Consider the following 18,788-nt stretch of genomic DNA (forward strand, 5'->3'; position numbering starts at 1 on the left):
AACCGTCCTCACCACTCACGAGGCCGGAAGATCAGCCGCCGGTGGGCAGCCCCGCCCGCGCTTCCTGCGCCGTCAGCGGCCGCAGCGAAAGCGTGTACTCGTACGTGCTGTCCTGCTGGACCTGGCTGCGTTCCCGCACCGGGTTGGGCGTGTCCCCGACCCCGGTCACCGCGTGGCTCGCGTGCAGCGTGAACCAGCCCTTGTTGCGCTGCAACTGGAACGGGTACGCCGCCCGGTCGAGGTCGTCGAACGGCGTCACGCTGACGTCGTTCGCTCCCCCGACCAGCAGGCCGCCGGTCCGGCCGTCGGTGAGCAGCGCCCACCGGCTGTCGGTGTGGTTCCCGTGATCCTGCGGCCGGTGGTACTCGACGTACTGCTGGTCCACCGTGCTCGACTGCACGCCGATCGGCGTCCCGTCCTTGCGGTCGACGTAGCTCTCGGCTTTCCGCCCGTACCAAGCGAAGCGGTCATACCGATCCGGCACCGCCAGCGAGACACCGATCCGGGGCAGGTACGGCAGAGTGCGCACGCTCCCCTGCGGCACCACCCGGTTGCCGAGGCTCAGCGTCCCGGTCCGGTCGACGGTGTAGGTCATCGTCTGGTCGAACCACGCCCCGGCGACGTCCGGCGCCGCGACCCGGCTGTCCACGATCACCCGCACGCTTCGCGAGCCGTCCTTCTCGACCCGGACACCCGTGACCGTGGTCTTCAGCCGGTCCAGCCCGGCCTTGCGCCAGTCCTCGCCCTCGGCCCGTCCCCACGCGAAGGTCTCGTTGCTGATCGGCGCCCGCCACGCGTCGAGCTTCGGCCCGCCGGTGAGCAGTTCCTTGCCCTGGTGCCGGATCGACGTCAGCGCACCACTGGCTTTGTCCACTTTGTACGTGACACCGGCCGCCGACGCGGTCACCGAACCCGCGTCCTCGACGACGTCGACGGACTTCCCGCCGAGCGGCGTCCGGTCCAGGCCCGGGACTCGCTTGCCGCCCAAGGTGAACTGGTCGTGCGCCAGGACATGTCCCCGTGCGAGCATCGGTTCGCCCTGGGTCGTCACCGCCTCGACGGCGAGGAACCGCTCGCGGTCCGCGGGGTTCGGCGGCACCGGCAGGGAGACCTGTCCGGTCGAACCGGCGGCGACCCGCAACGGCTGTTCGCCGCGGGCGACGATCCGGGAGCCTTCCTGGATCCGCCAACGCAGGTTCAGCTCGTCGGTGCCCTTGAACTGCCGCTCGTTGGTCACCGACAGCGCACCACTGGAATAAGCGAACCGGAGCGGCTGGTGCGCCCACGCCATCTGCGCGGTCTCCGGCTGCGCCGAACGATCCGAACCGATCAGACCGTCCACACCGGACAGACTGGAGCCATAGGACAGGTGACTCCCCCGGTCCGTGACGTTGTCGAAGTCCAGCGCCAGGACCGCGCCGCCCACCGGATTCGCACCGGACAAGTCCGCAGCGGACAGCGGCTTGTCATAGATGCGGACGTCGTCGACGGCGCCGCGCCCCATCCAGCCGATGCTCGACGGGTCGTTCCACGACGTCTCGAAGTCACGGCCGATGTTGACCTCCGCCGACGACGAGTCGATCGCGCCGGTGAACGGTTTGCTCCCGATCTCCTTGCCGTCGAGGTAGAGCCGCAGGGCCGTGCCGTCGTAGGTGCCGCTCACCCGGTGCCAGAGCTCGTAGAAGTCGGCGGGCACCTTGGCTTGGACCGCCTGCCACGTTCCACTGTGGATGAAGAACTCCAGGGTGTCCTGTGTCTTCATCTTGAGCGCGTACTGGTGGTCACCCTTGCCGAGGATGCGGAAGTCACCGGTCCATTTGCCCGGCTTCACCCAGGCGTCGAGGGTCAGCGCCTTGCCGGTGATGTCGAGTTTCCGGTCGCGGTAGACCTCGACGAAATCGTCCAATCCGGACAGTCCCAGCGCCTTGCCGCGATGGCCGTCGACCAGGTCAGGCTTGCCGGTGACGTGTGCCGAGATATCGTTGCCGGAGGAATCGGGCGTGGTCCGGATCCGCTGCCGGATGTTCTGTTCCGCCCAGTCCCAGATGAACCCGCCCTGGGTCTGCGGATTCGCCCGGATGGTGTCCCAGAACTCCCGGAAGTTCCCCAGGCTGTTGCCCATCGCGTGGGCGTACTCGCCGAAGATCAGCGGTTTGGTGGTGTTCTTCGCCTGTTCGGCGAACTTCTCCGGAGACGGATAGCGCGGCCCCCAGACGTCGGCGAAGGGCGCGTCGCCGTCGGGGCTGTTCGACTGGTGGTAGATCGGCCGGGTCGGCTCGTTCGCCTTCAGCCATTCCGCCAGGGCGAAGTGATGCGCGCCGAGACCGGCCTCGTTGCCGGTGTCCCAGAGGAAGACACTCGGATGGTTCTTGTCCCGTTCGACCATGCCGATCATGCGGTCGAAGAACGCGTCACGCCAGGCCGGGTCGTTCGCCTGACAGTAGCTCGCGCAGTTCTCGTGGTTGTGGGTCTCGATGTCGATCTCGTCGTCGATCCAGAGCCCGTTCCGGTCGGCCAGTTCGTAGAAGTACGGGTCCGACGGGTAGTGCGAGGTGCGGACGGCGTTGACGTTGAGCTGCTTCATCAGCGCGACGTCGCGTTCCTGCGCGGCGCGGGGAACGTGCCTGCCGTGGTCGGGATCGGTCTCCGCCCGGTTGACGCCCTTGAACAGGACACGCTTCCCGTTGACCAGCAACTGTTTGTCACGGATCTCGATCTCGCGGAATCCGACCGTCTCGCTGGTGATGTGTGTGACCTTGCCGTCGGGGGCGGTCAACGTGAGGACGGCCGTATAGAGGTTCGGTGTCTCGTCGGTCCACTTCGCCGGGTCGCGGACAGGCAGGCTCAGCGAGGTCTTGCCACCGGGATCGACGTCTCCGCCGGACGCCGCGACCTCCTTGCCCGCGGCGTCGCGCAGGCTCAACCCGACGCGGTGCTTGCCCGTCGTCCCGCCGGGTTTGGTGGTGACCTCGACGACGGCCTTGAGGGTGGCGTCCGTGTAGGTCGCGTCCAGATCGGTTGTCAGCCCGACGTCCTGGATGAACGTCCCCGGCGCCGAGTGCAGGGTCACCGAGCGGAAGATGCCCGAGTACCGCCACTGGTCGACGTCCTCCAGGTAGGCGCCCGCGCTCCAGCGGTGCACCTGGACGGCGATCCGGTTCGCCCCCGGCCGCAGCGCGGACGAGATGTCGAACTCGGCCGGCGTGTACCCACCCTGGTCGTAGCCGATGTACTTGCCGTTGACCCAGACGAAGTAGGCCGAGGTGACACCGTCGAAGCGCAGGAAGGTCTCGCGCGTCGTCCAGTCCGCGGGCAGGTCGAAGTCGCGGACATAGGCGCCGGTCGGGTTGACGTCACGCGGGACGCGCGGCGGGTCGTCCGGCTGGATCTCGGTGGCGATGTTGCGGAAGATCGGGTGGTCCAGGCCGTCCGTCTGCCACGTGTGCGGCACGGACACCTCACGCCAGCTCGACGCGTCGTAGCCGTCGTCGTGGAATCCCGCCGGGACCTGGGACGGGTTGTCCGCCATCGCGATCCGCCACTTGCCGTCGAGCGACCGGGTGTACGGGCTCCGCTCGTCCCGGCGGACGGCGGCGGAAACGTCCGCGTACGGACGCAGGAAGGCGTGCGGCGGCTCCTGTCCTTCCGAGACCTTTCGTGGATCGTCGAGATAGGACTGGACGTCACCCGGCGGTCCCCCGGCCGCGGCGGGTGATCCGGCCGCGACCAGGGAACCGGCGAGAACCGCCAGGACAAGGACCATGGGGCGTAAGCGCAGCACTGCGTTCGACCTCCCAGGGAGTTCAGCTGAGCAGGAAGCTGACAACGTTGACGATCTCGCACCACGACCCCGGGACGGAAGACCAAGATCCTTCCAAGGTCGTAGGCCGAACAGGTGGCGGTCAAGCGGCGGTCCGGGCCCGCCGCTTGGTCCAGATGTCGTAGGCGACGGCGGCGAGCAGCACGAATCCCTTGACCAGGTTCACGCTCTCGGTCGGCGCACCGATCAGGGACATGCCGTTGTTGATGACGCCCATGATGAGGCCGCCGGTGATCGCGCCGACCACCTTGCCGACCCCGCCCTGGACGGCGGCGCCGCCGATGAAGGCCGCGGCGATCGCGTCGAGTTCGAACATGTTGCCCGCGGTCGGCCCGGCCTGGTTGAGCCGTCCGGCGACGATGACGCCGGCGATCGCGGACAGCACGCCCATGTTGACGAAGATCCAGAACGTCACCGCCTTGACCTTCACCCCGGACAGCGTCGCGGCCTGCAGGTTCCCGCCGATGGCGTAGACGTGGCGGCCGAACACGGCCCGCGTCGTCACCAGCGAATAGCCGATGACCAGCACGGACAGCAGGATCAGCACCCACGGCAGGTTCTTGTACCGCGCCAGCTGGACCACCACGAACAGCACGACGGCGGCCGACGCGGCGATCTTCAGCAGGAACATCGGCAGCGGGTCGACCTCCTGCAGGTAGTTCAGGCGGGCCGTCCGCTTGCGCCACTGCGAGAAGATCGCGCCGCCGATCGCGAGGACACCGACCAGCAGGCTGACCAGGTCCGCGCCGCCGAGCGGGCCGAGGCCGATGTTGCCGAGGTAGCCACCAGTGAAGCCGTTCGCCAGCGTCCGCACGGCGTCCGGGAACGGGCCGATCCCCTGGTTCCCCAGCACGGTCAGGGTCAGCGCGCGGAAGATCAGCATCCCCGCCAGCGTCACGATGAACGCGGGGATCCCGAAGTAGGCGACCCAGTACCCCTGCCACGCGCCGATCACCGCGCCGACGACCAGGGTGATGAGCAGCGCGAACGGCCACGCCATCCCGACGTTCACCATCAGCACGGCCGAGATCGCGCCGGTCAAGGCCACCACCGACCCCGCCGACAGGTCGATGTGACCGGCGATGATGATCAGGATCATGCCGATCGCGAGGATCAGCACGTACGAGTTCTGCACGATCAGGTTCGAGATGTTCTGCGGCTCCAGCAGCGCGCCGCCGGTGAGGATCGAGAACAGCACGACGATCAGCGCGAACGCGACGTAGATCCCGCTCTGGCGCGGGTTGAACGAGATCCGCCGCGGCGCGCGGGGCGGGGCGGCTCCCTTCGGATCCGGGGCGACGGCGACGGTGTCCGCGGAGGCGGTACTCATGACTTACTCCTGTTCCCTGGTCATCGCGCGCATGAGGACCTCCTGCGTCGCCTCGGCCCGGCCGACCTCACCGGTGATCCGGCCGGCCGACAACGCGTAGATCCGGTCGCACAGGCCGATGAGCTCCGGCAGTTCCGACGAGATGACCAGCACGGCCTTCCCCTCGTCGGCGAGCCGGTTGATGATCGTGTAGATCTCGTACTTCGCGCCGACGTCGATGCCGCGGGTCGGCTCGTCGAGGATCAGCACGTCCGGATCGGTCAGGATCCACTTGGACAGCACGACCTTCTGCTGGTTGCCGCCGGACAGCGTGCCCGTCACGCTCTTCACGTCCGGCGCCTTGATGTTCATGCTCTTGCGGAACTCCTCGGCGACACGGTGTTCCTCGTTCTCGTCCACCCAGCCCCGCCGGGCGAGTTTGCCGAGCGCGGCGCCGGAGACGTTGCGCTGGATGTCCTCGATGAGGTTGAGCCCGTAGCGCTTGCGGTCCTCGGTGGCATAAGCGAGCCCGTGCGCGACAGCCTCGCCGACGGTCCTGGCCTCGATCTCCTTGCCGTCCTTGACCAGACGGCCGGAGATGTCCTTGCCGTACGAGCGGCCGAACACACTCATCGCGAGTTCGGTCCGCCCGGCGCCCATCAGTCCCGCCAGCCCGACGATCTCGCCGCGCCGCAGGGTGAGACTCGCGCCGTCGACGACCACCCGGCCGTGCTGGGTGGGGCTGTGCACGGTCCAGTCCTCGATCCGGAGCACCTCGTCGCCGATTCGCGGTTCCCTTGGCGGGAAACGGTTTTCGAGCTTCCGCCCGACCATCCCGGCGATGATCCGATCTTCGGTGACGGCAGCCGCGTCCAGCGTCTCGATCGTCCTGCCGTCACGCAGGATGGTGATCGAGTCGGCGATCGCGGCGATCTCGTTGAGCTTGTGCGAGATCAGGACACAGGTGACGCCGTCGTCACGGAGTCCGCGCAGCAGTTCGAGCAGATGCGCCGAATCGTCGTCGTTGAGCGCCGCCGTCGGCTCGTCGAGGATCAGCAGTTTGACCTCTTTGGACAGTGCCTTGGCGATCTCCACCAGCTGCTGTTTGCCGACACCGATGTCGAGCACCGGCGTCACCGGGTTCTCCCGCAGGCCGACACGCCGCATCAGCTCGCCCGCCCGCTGGTTGGTCCGGTTCCAGTCGATCAGGCCACCGCGCGACTTCTCGTTGCCGAGGAAGATGTTCTCCGCGATGGACAGCTGCTGGCACAGCGCGAGTTCCTGGTGGATGATCACGATGCCGCGGCGTTCGCTGTCCCGGATCGCGGTGAACGCGCACGGCTCGCCGTCGAAGACGATCTCGCCGTCGTACGAGCCGTGCGCGTAGACGCCCGAGAGCACCTTCATCAACGTGGACTTGCCCGCGCCGTTCTCGCCGCAGATCGCGTGGATCTCGCCCCGGCGCACCGAAAGGTTCACGTCCTGCAGTGCCTTGACCCCGGGGAAGGATTTGGTGATCCCCCGCATCCGAAGGATTTCGTCGGTCACGTCGACTACCTCAGCTGTTCCGCTTTGTAGTAACCGGAGTCGATGAGTTCCTTCTGGTAGTTCCCCTTGTTCAGGATCACCGAGTCCAGCAGGAACGCCGGGACAACCTTCTGCCCGTTGTTGTAGTCGGTCGTGTTGTTGGTCTCGGCCTTGCCGCCCTTGAGCACCGCGTCGGCCATCTTGACCGTGGTGTCGGCGAGCTTGCGGGTGTCCTTGAAGATGGTCGAGTACTGCTCGTCGGCGATGATGGACTTCACCGACGCGACCTCGGCGTCCTGCCCGGTCACGACCGGGTAAGGCTGTCCCGGGGTGCCGTACCCGTTGCTCTTGAGCGCCGAGAGGATCCCGATGGAAAGCCCGTCGTACGGCGAAAGCACGCCCTGCACCTTGGCACCGGAGCTGTAGGTCTTGGTCAGCAGGTCTTCCATGCGCCGCTGCGCGGTCGCGGCCTGCCAGCGCAGGATCGCCGCGACGTTGAACGCGGTCTGGCCGCTCTTGACGGCCAGCGTCCCGTTGTCCAGGTACGGCTTCAGCACCGACATGGCGCCGTTGAAGAAGAAGGTCGCGTTGTTGTCGTCCGGCGAACCGGCGAACAGCTCGACGTTCAGCGGTCCCTTGGCTTCGCCCGGAGAACCGTCCGCTTTGAGCACCTTCAGCCCGACGAGCAGCGACGTCGCCTGCTGCACGCCGACCTTGAAGTTGTCGAAGGTCGCGTAGTAGTCGACGTTGGGAGTGTTGCGGATCAGCCGGTCGTAGGCGATGACCGGGATCTTCTTGTCCGCGGCCTCCTGCAACTGGGTGGTGATCGCGGTGCCGTCGATCGAGGCGATCACGAGCAGCTTGGCGCCCTTGGTGATCTGGTTCTCGATCTGGTTGACCTGGGTGGGGATGTCGTCCTCGGCGTACTGGAGGTCGACCTTGTAGCCCAGCTTCTCCAGCGCCGCCTTGATGTTGTCGCCGTCGTGGATCCAGCGCTCCGACGACTTGGTCGGCATGGTGACGCCGACGAGACCACCCTCCGCCCCGCCCGCCGCCTGCTGTTGTTCGCCGGTCTTCTCACTCGAACCGCAGGCCGAGAGCGCCAGGCCGGCGGTGATGGCCAGCGCGGCCAGTTTCGTGAACTTCATTGTTCCTTCTCTCCGGTGGGGACCGAACCAAAAACCCTGCTTCTAAAAACCCTGTGCGAGCCGGTGGTACGCCTGGTTCCAGCGCAGCCGGTCCGCGATCGACTCCGGTGTCGTCGCGTGGTCGATCACCAGCAGCTCGACGTCGAGCATCGTGGCGAGATCGCGGATCGCTTCCGTGCCGACGGCCTGGGTGAGCACCGTGTGGTGCGGCCCGCCCGCGGTGATCCAGGCCTCGGCGGAGGTCGCCAGCGACGGCGACGGCTTCCAGACCGCGCGCGCGACAGGCAGGTTCGGCAGCGGCTGGTCCGGGCTGACGACCTCGACCTCGTTGGCCACCAGGCGGAACCGGTCGCCGAGGTCGGCCATGCCGATCACGACGGCGTCGCCGGGAGCGGCATCGAAGACCAGCCGGACCGGGTCCTCACGGCCGCCGATGCCGAGCGGGTGGATCTCGCACGACGGACGCGCGGCGGCGATACTCGGGCAGACCTCGAGCATGTGCGCGCCGAGGATCTTCGGTTCGCCGGGGCCGAAGTGGTAGGTGTAGTCCTCCATAAAGGACGTTCCGCGTTCGGATTCGCGGCCCATCGCCTTCACCGCTGTCAGCAGCGCGGACGTCTTCCAGTCGCCCTCTCCGCCGAAACCGAAGCCGTCGGCCATCAGCCGCTGCACGGCGAGACCCGGGAGCTGGCGCAGGCCGCCGAGGTCCTCGAAGTTCGTGGTGAAAGCGCCGAACCCGCCCCGGGTGAGGAACGTGCGGAGGCCGTGCTCGATCCGGGCCGCGTACCTCAGCGAATCGTGCCGTTCGCCGCCCTTGGCCAGTTCCGGCGCGAGCGTGTACGCGTCGGCGTACTCCTCGACCAGTGTGCTGACCTCGTCTTCCGGTGCCGCGTCGACGAGCGCGGCGAGTTCGTTGACGCCGTAGGTGTTCACCGAGACGCCGAACTTCAGTTCCGCCTCGACCTTGTCCCCGTCGGTGACGGCGACGTCACGCATGTTGTCACCGAAACGCGCGAGCTTGAGCGTGCCGAGCGTCTGCCGTCCGACGGCGGCGCGGACCCACGCGTCGATCCGCGTCGCCACCGCCGGATCCGCCGCGTGCCCCGCGATGGTCTTGCGGGCCACGCCGAGCCGTGTCTGGATGTAGCCGAACTCGCGATCCCCGTGCGCGGCCTGGTTCAGGTTCATGAAGTCCATGTCGATGGACCGCCACGGCAGCGCCTCGTTCAGCTGGGTGTGCAGATGCAGCAAAGGTTTCCGCAGCGCGTCCAGCCCGGTGATCCACATCTTGGCAGGCGAGAAAGTGTGCATCCACGCGATCACGCCGACGCAGGCGTCGTCCGCGTTCGCTTCGAGCATCACCCGCCGGATCGCCGAGGGCTCGGTGAGCACCGGTTTCGCGACGAGCTCGGCCGAGATCCGGCCGGTGTCGGCCAGCATCCGCTGGATCTGCAGGGACTGGCCCGCGACCTGTTCCAGGGTCTCTTCGCCGTAGAGCCTCTGGCTCCCGGTGAGGAACCAGACCTCGGTCTTCCGCTGTGCGCTCACTTCTCTCCCTGCCCGTAGACGTTCTGGTAGCGCGCGTAGAGCCGGTCGATGTCCTGTTCGGACAGTGGCTCCGGTTTCCCGAGCGCGGAGGCGATGTGGACGGTCCTGGCGACGTCTTCGACCATCACCGCGGCCTTGACCGCGTCCGCGGCTGTCCGGCCGACGGTGAACGGACCGTGGTTGCGCATCAGGACCGCGGGCGACCGGCTGGACCGCAACGTCTCGACGATGCCGCGGCCGATCGAGTCGTCCCCGATCAGCGCGAACGGCCCGACCGGGATCTCCCCGCCGAACTCGTCGGCGATCATCGTGAGGACGCAAGGGATCGCTTCCCCGCGCGCCGCCCACGCGGTGGCGTAGGTCGAATGCGTGTGGACGACGCCGCCGACCTCGGGCAGATGCCGGTAGACATAGGCGTGCGCGGCGGTGTCCGACGAAGGCGCGAGCTCTCCGTGGACGACCTCGCCGTACAGGTCGGTGACGACCATCGCGTCGGCGGTCAGCGCGTCGTAGGACACTCCGGACGGTTTGATCACCATCAAGTCGTGGCCGGGGACGCGGGCCGACACGTTGCCCGCCGTCCAGATGACCAGTTCGTACCTCGTCAGCTCGCCGTGCAGCCGGGCGACGGTGTCCCGCAGCTCTTCGAAGGTGTCCGTGACCTCCACGGCGAGGCTCATCGGTGCAGTCCTTTCCGGACCGAACGCCGCCGGGCGGCGAGGCGGTGCATGACGTCGTTGGCGCCGCGGCCGAAGTAGTCGTGCAGCGCGGCGTACTCGGTGTAGAGGTCGTCGTAGGCCTTGACGTTCTCGGCGATCGGCCTGTGGACGGCACGGCGGACCGAGCCCATCGCGGCCGCCGCGGCGGGGACGTCCGGATGCGCGCCCGCGGCGACGGCGGCGTGGATCGCCGAGCCCAGCGCGGGGCTCTGCGCGGATCCCGCCACCGAGAGCGGCAGGTTCGTGACGTCGGCGTAGATCTGCATCAGCAGGGCGTTCTTGACCAGGCCGCCGGCGACGATCAGTTCCGTCACCGGGACACCCGACCGTTCGAAGGTCTCGACGATCATCCTGGTGCCGAACGCGGTCGCCTCCAGGAGCGCCCGGTAGGTGTCCTCGGCGCGGGTCGCGAGCGTCTGCCCGACGACGACCCCGGAGAGCTCGTGGTCGACCAGCACCGAACGATTGCCGCTGTGCCAGTCCAAGGCGACGAGACCGTGCTCCCCGATCTCCTGCACGGCCGCGAGCCGGGTGAGAAGTTCGTGGATCGAGATCCCAGCCTCACGGGCGTCGTCCACATAGGACGCCGGGACGCCGTGTTCGACGAACCAGGCGAAGATGTCGCCGACACCGCTCTGGCCCGCCTCGTACCCCCACTGCCCGGAGACGATCCCGCCGTCGACGACGCCGCACATCCCCGGCACCTCGCGCAGTTCGGCGCCGTTCATCACGTGACAGGTCGAGGTGCCCATGATCGCGACCATCTGCCCCGGCGCGACGGCCTGGACCGCGGGTGCGGTGACATGCGCGTCCACGTTCCCGACGGCGACCGCGATCCCCTCGCGCAGCCCGGTCCACTCGGCGGCCCGCGCGTTCAGGGTTCCCGCCTTGTCCCCGAGGGCGCCCAGCGGATGTTCGAGCTTTTCGTCCACAAAGGACCCGAAGCCGGGAGCCAGCTCCTCCAGGAAGTTCGCGTCCGGGTACCTGCCGTCCTGGAGGATCCCCTTGTACCCGGCCGTGCAGGCGTTGCGGACATAGGTTCCGGTGAGCTGCCAGACGATCCAGTCGGCCAGTTCGACCCAGTGCCGCATCCGCGCGTAGACCTCGGGCGCTTCTTCGAAGACCTCCAGCGCTTTGGCGAACTCCCATTCCGACGAGATCAGGCCGCCGTAGCGCGGCAACCAGGACTCCTCGCGTTTCGTTGCCAGCGCGGTGATCCGGTCCGCCTGCGGTTGCGCGGCGTGGTGCCGCCACAACTTCACGTACGCATGCGGATCGCCGGCGAACTCGGGCAGTTCGCACAGCGGGACACCGTCGGCGGTGGTCGGCACCATGGTGCAGGCGGTGAAGTCGGTGCCGATCCCGATCACGTCGGCGGGATCGACGTCGGCCGCGCGGATCGCTTCCGGCACGGCGGCGCGGAGGACGTCGACGTAGTCCGAGGGCACCTGCAGCGCCCAGTCCGGCGGCAGACCCCTGCCTGTCGACGGCAGGATCCTGTCGATCACGCCGTGCGGGTACTCCGAAACCGCGCTGCCCAGTTCGGCGCCGTCGCGGACTCGGACGACGACGGCGCGGCCGGACAGTGTCCCGAAGTCGACGCCGATGACCAGCGGTTCCCTTGAACTCACTTCTTCTCCTGCGATGTTAGCGTTAACACTTTGCCGTGAAGCACCTGTCCGGGCAGGCATCGGGCTCACGAAATACCCGTGCTCTCCCGCACGATCAACTCGGGGACCACCAGGTCGCGGGCTCGTTCTTCGCCACCGTTCATCCGGCGGCGGAGCAGGTCGAACGTACGCCTGCCGACTTCGACGAAGTCCTGGCGCACCGTCGTCAGCGGTGGCGTGTAGTACGCCGCCTCGGGTACGTCGTCGAAGCCGACGACGCGCATCTCCCCCGGCACGTTCACCCCGGCCTCGGTGCAGGCACGGAGGAAACCGAGGGCCATCTGGTCGTTGGCCACGAACACCGCGTCCAGCCCCTTCTCCCCGACGAGGGACCGCCCGGCCGTGTACCCGGAACGCGCGCTCCAGTCGCCCCGGATGACGGGCGGGATCCGCGCGCCGCGCCGGCTCAGGGTCTCCCGCCAGCCGCGCTCGCGGTCGAGCGCCTCCAGCCAGTCTTCGGGTCCGGCCACGTGCCAGACGGTCTCGTGCCCGAGACCGAGAAGATGTTCGGTCGCGCGCCGCGCGCCGTCGTACTGATCGACGGAGATCACCGGTACCGGCGCCTTCTCCCCGCCGCCGACCGCGACGAGCGGCACGTCACTGGGCGCCGCCTCCAGCGCGCGCCCCGCGGTGACATGCGGCGCGATCACGACGATGCCTTCGACGGCCTGGCACCGCAAACGCTCCACGGCGTCGGCGATGGAAGACCGGCCCGGACGGCTGATACTCGTTATGGTCGTCGCGTAGCCCGCCTCGCGGGCGGCGTGCTCGATCCCGCTCAGGGTGCTGGCCGGACCGTAGAGATTGGCCTCCAGCGCGACCACGCCGAGCGTGCCCGAGCGGCCGGTGACCAGCGCGCGGGCGACCGAGTTCGGCCGGTAGTCCAGTTGGTCGATGGCGGCGTTGACCCGGACCCGTGTCTCGGCGCGGACCGGTCCGGTGCCGTTGATGACCCGGGACACCGTCATATGCGAAACGCCCGCGAGCGCGGCCACGTCGGTGAGACTGGCCTGCTTGCCCTCGGTGGTGTCGCGCGCCATCGCCTGTCTCCCAGTGCCGGTACCGTCTGACGAGTGCCGCAAGTGTTAGCGATAACACGACCCGGGTCAAGCGCTCCCCGAGTCACAGTCGGGTCACGGCCCCCCGGCTCAACTGGAGGCGCGATGCGTGAGCGAGACCGGCAAGATCCGCTGGCGGGGCTTGAGATCCCGGTCGTCCATGACCGCCAGCAATGTCTCGACCATCGCGTGGACCTGTTCCCTCGGGTCCTGGTGGACCGACGTCAGCGGCGGGTCCATCTCCGGCGCCAGTGTCGCGTTGTCGTCGAAGCTGACGACGGCGACGTCCGAGGGGATCCGCCGTCCGGCGGAATGCAGGGTGCGGAGCGCGCCCAGGGCCATCATGTCGCTGGCCACGAAGACGGCGTCGAGGTCGGGACGCCGTTTGAGCAGGTTCGACATCGCCTTCGCGCCGCCGGTCAGGGTGAAGTCGCCCTCCTCGACCAGGTCCGCCGGGTCGAGACCGGCGTCGAGCAGGGTCTTGCGCCAGCCGGAAAGCCTGTCGATCGCGGCGCTCTGGTCCTGCGGGCCGGCGATCGTGGCGATCCGCCGATGGCCCGCCTCGACCAGGTGCGCGACAGCCAGCTTCGCGCCGCCCTCGTTGTCGAAGTCGACGACGTGGACACCGCGTTTGAGCCCGGCCGCCTGCCCGCCGTAGACCACCGGGATCCTCAACTGCCGCAACGCCTTGGGCAACGGATCGGTCCGGTGAGGCGCGAACACCAGCACGCCGTCGACGTGCCCGCCGTCGAGGAACCGGACCGTGCGATCGAGGTCTTCGCGGGTGTCACTGAAGATCAAGACCATCTGACAGCCGATGTCGGCGAGCTCGCGATAGCCCGCTCGCATGACCGCGGTGCGGTACGGGTCGTCGAGCAGCCGCGCCTCCGGCTCCGACAGGACGACCGCGACCGCGCCGGTCCGCCTGGTCACCAGCGACCGGGCGGCCTGGTTCGGCGAGTAGCCGAGTTCGCGGGCCGCGACCTGGACCTTCTCCCGCGAACGCGCGCTGACGTAGCCATCGTCGTTCAGCGCCCGCGACGCCGTCGACCGGCTGACCCCGGCGGACGCGGCGACGTCTTCCAGTGTCGGCCTGCCGTCTTCCTCTGGTCGAGCCCCCACCCGCGTCACCTTCATCCTTCAACGTCATCCGGACACCGACAGCTTAGTGTCCGTCGGCCATCGGCACTGAGAGCGCTCCCCTGTCGGAAACACTCTCATTACAAGCCCTTGACACGATCTCGCTTCGAAGGACAGACTCTGCGCACTCCTGGGAGCGCTCCCAGTTTCTCCTCCACCCCCATCAGCAAGGGACAACGACGTGAGAAGCATCCGGAACGGCCTGGTGCTGGCACTGGGTATCACGATGACGTTCGGCCTGGCGGCGTGCGGCGGTGACGACGGCGGGACGCCCGCCGCGTCGGACCCGAACGCGAAGGTCGAGCTGTCACTGGCGACGTTCACCGAGTTCGGCTACGAGGAGCTCATTCCCGAGTACGAACGGCTGCACCCGAACATCAAGATCACCCACCGGAAGACCGGCCAGGGCGGGCCGTACCACCAGGACCTGATCACGAAGCTCGCGGCAGGTTCCGGCCTCGCGGACGTCACGGCGGTCGAGGAAGGGCACCTGTCGAACGTCCTCGACAAGGGCTCGAAGTTCAACGACTTGCCCAAGATCGGCCCGGCGGACGCCTCCCCCGACCGCTGGCTCGGCTGGAAGTACGACGCGGCGAAGACCAAGGACGGCAAGGTCATCGGCTACGGGACGGACATCGGCCCACTGGCCATGTGCTACCGCAAGGACATGCTGGAGGCGGCGGGCCTGCCTACCGATCCCGAGGCGGTCAAACCGCTGTTCGCGACCTGGGACAGCTACTTCGCCGCGGGTGACCAGTACGTCGCCAAGGCCGGCGGCAAGGCGTGGTTCGACTCGGCGGCGCAGAACTTCAACGCCATGGTCAACCAGCTCCCCACCGGGTACATCGGGAGCGACGACAAGCCGACGCTGGACTCGAACCAGGGCATCAAGGACGCCTGGACCAAGGTGACCGGTGCAGTCGCGAAAGGACAGTCGGCCAAGCTCACCGCGTTCAGCAACGAGTGGAACTCCGGGTTCAAACAGGGCGCTTTCGCCACTAAGGTATGTCCCGCCTGGATGCTCGGCGTGATCGAAGAGCACTCCGGCCCGGAGAACGCCGGCAAGTGGGCCGTCACCGCGGCCTTCCCCGGTGGCGGCGGGAACTGGGGCGGTTCGTACCTGACCGTGCCGACGCAGTCGAAGCACCCGAAGGAGGCGGCCGAACTCGCCGCCTGGCTGACCGCGCCCGAACAGCAGATCAAGGCGTTCCAGGCGAAGGGCACCTTCCCCAGCCAGGTCAAGGCGCTGGAAGACCCGGCACTGCTGAGCGAGACCGACGCCTACTTCGGTGGCGCGAAGATCGGCCAGTTGTTCGCCGAGCAGGCCAAGAAGGTCGCCAAGCCCCAGTACAAGGGCCCTGGTGACGGCCAGATCCAGGAGAACGCGTCGAGCCCGGCGCTACAGGCCGTCGAACAGGGCAAATCGGCGGACGCGGGCTGGACGCAACTGCTCGACGCCGCGAAGAAGATCACGCGCTGACCGATGACCGTCGTCGACAAGATCGCGCCGGACGAGGGGAAGGCCGGGGTGCGCACGTCACCCCGGCCCACCCTCCGCCACCGCCTCAGCCGGTGGGATGTCAGGGTCTCCCCGTACCTCTACATCGCCCCGTTCTTCCTCGTGTTCGGGATCGTCGGGTTGTTCCCGCTGCTGTACACGGCCTACGTGTCGCTGTTCAGCTGGGAGGCGGGTGACGACGCTCCGGACTTCATCGGGCTGGACAACTTCAAGGAACTGTTCGCCGACACGCAGTTCTGGAACGCGCTCGAGAACACCGTCAGCATCTTCCTGCTCTCCAGCGTCCCCCAGCTGATCATCGCGGTGCTCCTCGCCGCGCTGCTCAGCGCCAGGCTGCGCGGGGCGACAGGCTGGCGCGTCGGTGTGCTGCTTCCCTACGCCGCCAGCCTGGTGGCGCTCGGGATCATCTTCGCGAACCTGTTCGGACCGAAATACGGCCTGGTCAACGGCCTGCTGCAGACCATCGGACTGGATCCGGTCGATTGGCAGGCGGGCCGGTTCAGCAGCCATGTCGCGATCGCGATCATGGTGAACTGGCGCTGGACCGGCTACAACGCGCTGATCGTCCTGGCGGCCATGCAGGCCATTCCGAAAGAACTGCACGAGGCCGCCCTCATCGACGGCGCGGGCGCGGCACGCCGATTCCTCAACATCACCCTTCCGCTGCTGAAGCCGACGCTGATCTTCGTCACGATCACCTCGACGATCGGCGGACTGCAGATCTTCACCGAGCCCAAGCTGTTCGACGCCATGCCGGGGTCGAACAACGGCGGTTCGTCCAACCAGTTCCAGACCGTGACGCTGTACCTGTACCAAACGGCCTTCGAGAACTACGAACTCGGCTACGCCTCGGCGATCGCGTGGGTGCTGTTCCTGATCATCGTGCTGATCGCGCTGGTGAACTTCTTCCTCACCGGGAGGCTCGCGGCGGTGAAAAAGAAATGACCACACTCAAACCGCGAATCTCGGCACTGGGCAAACCACGCCGGGCGACCTACGTGGTGCTCACGATCTTCGTGCTGGGCTCGCTTTTCCCGTTCTACTGGTCGTTCCTGGTGGCCAGCCGGGACAGCGGGATGCTCACCGAACGGGTCCCGCCGTTCCTGCCCGGCGGGAACTTCTTCGCCAACGCGGCCCGCGTGTTCGACACGGTGCCGTTCTGGAAGGCGCTCGGGAACAGCCTGCTCGTCTCCGGCACGGTCACCCTCACCACGGTGCTGTTCTCGGCGCTGGCCGGGTTCGCGTTCGCCAAACTGCGGTTCCGCGGCCGGAACGGGTTGTTCGTGTTCATCGTCGTCACCCTCGCCGTCCCGACCCAGCTCGGCATCATCCCGCTGTTCATGGCGATGTCGGAGTTCGGCTGGGCAGGCGGGCTGCAGTCGGTGATCGTGCCCAACCTGGTGACGGCGTTCGGCGTCTTCTGGATGCGCCAGTACACCGTGGACGCTGTGCCGTACGAGCTGATCGAGGCGGCGCGGGTCGACGGGTGCAGCATGATCCGGATCTTCTGGAACGTCTGCCTGCCCGCGGTCCGCCCGGCGGCCGCGATCCTGGCGATGTTCACGTTCATGACGTCGTGGAACGACTTCCTGTGGCCGCTCGTCGTGCTGGACGCCGGCAACCCCACCGTCCAGCTGGCCCTGGAGAAGCTGCAGAGCGGCTACTACGTCGACTACTCGCTGGTGCTGGCCGGGACCACCCTGGCCACCATCCCGATCCTCATCGTCTTCCTCCTCCTCGGCCGCCAGATCGTGGCCGGGATCATGCAAGGTGCCGTGAAAGGGTGACCATGTCCGCTCATCCCGACAGTGTCCGGGCGAAGACCGCGCTGCTGTTCCCGCCCGGATTCGTGTGGGGCGCCGCCACCGCGGCCTTCCAGGTCGAAGGGGCCACGGCCGCCGACGGCCGGACCGACTCGATCTGGGACGTCTTCGCCCGCAGGCCGGGCGCCGTGGTCGGCGGCGACACCGGCGAACCGGGCGCCGACCATTACCGGCGCTACGCCGAGGACGTCGACCTGATGCGGCGGCTCGGGCTCGACGCGTACCGGTTCTCCCTGTCGTGGCCGCGGATCCGGCCCGACGGAGGCACACCGAATCCGCGAGGGCTCGCGTTCTACGACCGGCTCGTCGACAGGCTCCTCGAAGCCGGAGTCCAGCCCTGGGCGACGCTGTATCACTGGGATCTCCCCCAGACGCTGGAAGACGAGGGCGGCTGGGCCTCGCGTGAGACCGCCTTCCGGTTCGCCGAGTACGCCGAAACGGTCGTGGCGCGGCTGGGTGACCGGGTGGCACGCTGGTCGACCCTGAACGAGCCGTGGTGTGCCGCGATGCTGGGCTATGCGCGCGGGATCCACGCTCCGGGAAGGCGGGAACCCCGCGCCGCCGTCGCGGCCTCGCACCATCTCCTGCTCGGGCACGGGCTGGCGATGGACGTCCTGCGGCGGCATGCCCCGGCGGCCTCGTCCGGCGTGACCTTGAACCTGTATCCGGTGTCGGCCGCCGACCCGTCGTCGGTCGTGGACGCCGAGGCGGTACGCCGGATCGACGGTCTTCAGAACCGGCTCTTCCTCGACCCCGTCCTCCGCGGCTCCTACCCGCCCGACCTGCTCGCAGACCTCGCTCCGCTGGGGCTCGGCGAACTCGTCCAAGACGGCGATCTCGCGACCATCGCCGCCCCCGTCGACTGGCTGGGCATCAACTACTACCGCGGCTACCAGGTCGCGGGCACCCCGAGGCCCGGCAGTGAACCGGCGGGTGCCGACTGGCTGGGCGTCCCCGACGTCCATTTCGTCCCCGACGAGGCGGCGCCGCTCACCGACTCGGGCTGGGAAGTCCAGCCTTCGCGACTCACCGAATGCCTGCTGCGACTCCACCGCGAGTATCGGCCGATCCCGTTGTACATCACCGAAAACGGCGCGTCCTATCCGGACGCCCTCGTCGGCGGCGACGTCGCGGACACCGACCGGATCGCCTTCCTCGACTCGCATCTGCGTGCCGCGTACGAGGCGATCGAGGCGGGCGTCGACCTTCGCGGGTACTTCTACTGGTCGCTGCTCGACAACTTCGAGTGGGCCGAGGGGTACGCCAAGCGGTTCGGACTCGTGCACGTCGACTACGAGACCCAGCGGCGGACGCCGAAACAGAGCGCGCTCTGGTACGCCAGGGCGATCAGCCTGAACGGGCTGGGCTGAGGTGTCATGAAAAGGGGCGTTCAAGACACTTTTCCTGGATCCACCGATGATTGTGGTGAGTTGATCGTGTCGTAGGCGCGCAGATGCCCTCTGACTTGGGACGATTGGTCTTGCGACAGAACAATTCGGACCGAGTG

General features: G+C 67.9%; 13 protein-coding genes. 4 read left to right on the forward strand and 9 right to left on the reverse strand.

From position 1 onward, the window contains the following. Nucleotides 1-31 precede the first annotated feature (31 nt). The 9 genes from ACFOSH_RS38465 to ACFOSH_RS38505 form a co-directional block, all read right to left on the reverse strand. Nucleotides 32-3,763, reverse strand: coding sequence for a glycoside hydrolase family 2 TIM barrel-domain containing protein (locus ACFOSH_RS38465; RefSeq protein WP_378245716.1), 3,732 nt, complete (start codon nt 3,761-3,763; stop codon nt 32-34). Nucleotides 3,764-3,902: 139 nt separating this feature from the next. Then, the gene (gene mmsB, locus ACFOSH_RS38470) at nt 3,903-5,150 is read right to left on the reverse strand and encodes a multiple monosaccharide ABC transporter permease (RefSeq protein ID WP_378245718.1); all 1,248 of its coding nucleotides are present in this window, start codon (nt 5,148-5,150) and stop codon (nt 3,903-3,905) included. 3 nt (nt 5,151-5,153) lie between these two features. Beyond that, nucleotides 5,154-6,677: a multiple monosaccharide ABC transporter ATP-binding protein gene (gene mmsA, locus ACFOSH_RS38475; protein WP_378245720.1), complete on the reverse strand. Its 1,524-nt coding sequence runs from the start codon at nt 6,675-6,677 to the stop codon at nt 5,154-5,156. A 5-nt stretch (nt 6,678-6,682) separates the two neighbouring features. After that, nucleotides 6,683-7,804, reverse strand: a complete 1,122-nt coding sequence (gene chvE, locus ACFOSH_RS38480) for a multiple monosaccharide ABC transporter substrate-binding protein (RefSeq protein WP_378245722.1) — start codon at nt 7,802-7,804, stop codon at nt 6,683-6,685. A gap of 42 nt (nt 7,805-7,846) precedes the next feature. Then, the gene (araA, locus tag ACFOSH_RS38485; RefSeq protein WP_378245723.1) at nt 7,847-9,352 is read right to left on the reverse strand and encodes an L-arabinose isomerase; all 1,506 of its coding nucleotides are present in this window, start codon (nt 9,350-9,352) and stop codon (nt 7,847-7,849) included. After that, a complete protein-coding gene (locus ACFOSH_RS38490) occupies nt 9,349-10,032 on the reverse strand; it encodes an L-ribulose-5-phosphate 4-epimerase (protein WP_378245724.1) in 684 nt (227 codons plus the stop codon). The genes araA and ACFOSH_RS38490 overlap by 4 nt, the downstream gene beginning before the upstream one ends. Continuing rightward, complete coding sequence (gene araB / locus ACFOSH_RS38495; protein ID WP_378245725.1) at nt 10,029-11,702, reverse strand: ribulokinase; 1,674 nt, start codon at nt 11,700-11,702, stop codon at nt 10,029-10,031. Before araB ends, ACFOSH_RS38490 begins: the two co-directional genes overlap by 4 nt. Nucleotides 11,703-11,767: 65 nt before the next feature. Next, nucleotides 11,768-12,781, reverse strand: a complete 1,014-nt coding sequence (locus ACFOSH_RS38500) for a LacI family DNA-binding transcriptional regulator (RefSeq protein ID WP_378245727.1) — start codon at nt 12,779-12,781, stop codon at nt 11,768-11,770. Between the two features lie 108 nt (nt 12,782-12,889). After that, complete coding sequence (locus ACFOSH_RS38505; protein WP_378245729.1) at nt 12,890-13,936, reverse strand: LacI family DNA-binding transcriptional regulator; 1,047 nt, start codon at nt 13,934-13,936, stop codon at nt 12,890-12,892. A 184-nt stretch (nt 13,937-14,120) separates the two neighbouring features. Here ACFOSH_RS38505 and ACFOSH_RS38510 point away from each other — a divergent pair, with 184 nt between their 5' ends. The 4 genes from ACFOSH_RS38510 to ACFOSH_RS38525 are packed head-to-tail and all read left to right on the forward strand — an operon-like array spanning nt 14,121 to nt 18,651. Continuing rightward, nucleotides 14,121-15,419, forward strand: coding sequence for an ABC transporter substrate-binding protein (locus ACFOSH_RS38510; protein ID WP_378245731.1), 1,299 nt, complete (start codon nt 14,121-14,123; stop codon nt 15,417-15,419). Between the two features lie 3 nt (nt 15,420-15,422). Further along, nucleotides 15,423-16,403: a carbohydrate ABC transporter permease gene (locus ACFOSH_RS38515; RefSeq protein ID WP_378245733.1), complete on the forward strand. Its 981-nt coding sequence runs from the start codon at nt 15,423-15,425 to the stop codon at nt 16,401-16,403. Then, nucleotides 16,400-17,245: a carbohydrate ABC transporter permease gene (locus tag ACFOSH_RS38520; RefSeq protein WP_378245735.1), complete on the forward strand. Its 846-nt coding sequence runs from the start codon at nt 16,400-16,402 to the stop codon at nt 17,243-17,245. The genes ACFOSH_RS38515 and ACFOSH_RS38520 overlap by 4 nt, the downstream gene beginning before the upstream one ends. Then, on the forward strand, nt 17,242-18,651 hold the full coding sequence (locus tag ACFOSH_RS38525; protein ID WP_378245737.1) for a GH1 family beta-glucosidase: 1,410 nt from the start codon (nt 17,242-17,244) through the stop codon (nt 18,649-18,651). Before ACFOSH_RS38520 ends, ACFOSH_RS38525 begins: the two co-directional genes overlap by 4 nt. Nucleotides 18,652-18,788 lie beyond the last annotated feature (137 nt).

Source organism: Amycolatopsis speibonae (genome assembly GCF_042647925.1).
In the GTDB taxonomy this organism is placed as follows: Bacteria; Actinomycetota; Actinomycetes; order Mycobacteriales; family Pseudonocardiaceae; genus Amycolatopsis; species Amycolatopsis speibonae.